The organism is Blastomonas sp. CCH1-A6 (assembly GCF_001556365.1).
GTDB classification, from domain to species: domain Bacteria; phylum Pseudomonadota; class Alphaproteobacteria; order Sphingomonadales; family Sphingomonadaceae; genus Blastomonas; species Blastomonas ursincola.
In genome coordinates this window covers 1-1421 of record NZ_LSIS01000170.1, presented here as the reverse complement: position 1 = coordinate 1421, position 1421 = coordinate 1, and the positions used below count along the sequence as shown (strand labels likewise).

Sequence of the window (1421 nt, the reverse complement as noted above, 5' to 3'; positions counted from 1 at the left end):
TGAAAAGCCCTCCCCCTCGATGGGGGAGGGTTGGGTGGGGGTGATCTTCAGGGATCGCGCGCGGGTTTCGAGTTTGCGCTGCTAGCACTCGGCCGCACCCCTCACCCCCTCTCGCATGCGCGAGCTTAGGGGTTACGCCTGCAGCACTTCGATCCCGCCCATATAGGGCAGCAGCGCCTCGGGCACCCGCACCGAGCCATCAGGCTGCTGATAATTCTCGACGATCGCCACCAGCGTTCGCCCGATCGCCAGCGCGGAGCCGTTGAGCGTATGGACGAACTCGGTGCCCTTCTCGCCCTCGGGGCGGTAGCGGGTGTTCATCCGCCGCGCCTGATAGTCGCCGCAGTTCGAGATGCTGGCGATCTCGCGATAGGCATTCTGTCCCGGCAGCCAGACTTCCAGATCATAGGTCTTGCGGCTGGCCTGGCCCATATCGCCGGCGCACAGCAGCATCTTGCGGTACGGCAGCCCCAGCGCCTGCAGGATGGCCTCGGACGCGGCGCACATGCGCTCGTGCTCGGCCTCGGACTGGTCGGGCGCGGCGATGGTGACCAGCTCGACCTTCTCGAACTGGTGCTGGCGGATGAGGCCGCGCGTATCACGCCCCGCAGAGCCCGCCTCGGAGCGGAAACAGGGGGTCAGCGCGGTCAGCCGGATCGGCAGTTCGGCGGCGGTCAGGATCTGCTCGCGCACGCTGTTGGTCAGGCTGACCTCAGAGGTCGAGATCAGCCAGCGGCCGTCGGTGGTCTGGAACAGGTCCTCGGCGAACTTGGGCAGCTGGCCCACACCGAACACGGCCTCGTCACGCACCAGATAGGGTGTCGCGCACTCGGCATAGCCACGCGCCACCTGGGCATCGAGCATGAACTGGCCCAGCGCCCGGTTGAGCCGCGCGATGCCTCCACGCAGGAAGGTAAAGCGCGCGCCGGAAATCTTCGCGGCCGTCTCGAAATCCATGCCGAGTGCGGGGCCGATATCGGCATGTTCCTTCGGCTCGAAATCGAATTGCGGCTGATCGCCCCAGCGGACAAGCTCGACATTGCCGGTCTCGTCCGCACCATCGGGCACATCGGCAGCGGGCAGGTTGGGAAGCGCGGCGAGCCGCTCGGCCAGCGCGGCATCGCCTGCGCGTGCCTGTTCCTCGAGCTCGGTGAGCCGGGTCTTGAGCTCTGCCACCTCGGCTTTCAGCGCATCGGCCTTTTCGGCATCCTTCTGCGCCATCGCCTGGCCGATCAGCTTCGAGGCCTCGTTACGACGCGCCTGCGCCGCCTGCGATTCGTTCAGCGCCTCGCGCCGCTTCGCATCGAGCGCGATGATCTCGGCCGCCACTGGCTGCTGCCCCTTGCGGACCAGCGCTGCGTCAAAGGCTTCGGGGTTTTCGCGGATGAATTTGATGTCGTGCATGGGCTGAGCCTATGCCC

Annotated in this window: 1 protein-coding gene; it reads right to left on the bottom strand. The window is 66.7% G+C overall.

The features are described from left to right. Window positions 1-132: 132 nt before the first annotated feature. The gene (gene serS / locus AX735_RS06910) at window positions 133-1404 is read right to left on the bottom strand and encodes a serine--tRNA ligase (protein WP_066277676.1); all 1272 of its coding nucleotides are present in this window, start codon (window positions 1402-1404) and stop codon (window positions 133-135) included. Window positions 1405-1421: the final 17 nt, after the last annotated feature.

Bases quoted from the DNA above. Each gene is read 5' to 3' on its own strand.
- serS (WP_066277676.1), bottom strand. From the start codon at position 1,404: ATGCACGACATCAAATTCATCCGCGAAAACCCCGAAGCCTTTGACGCA.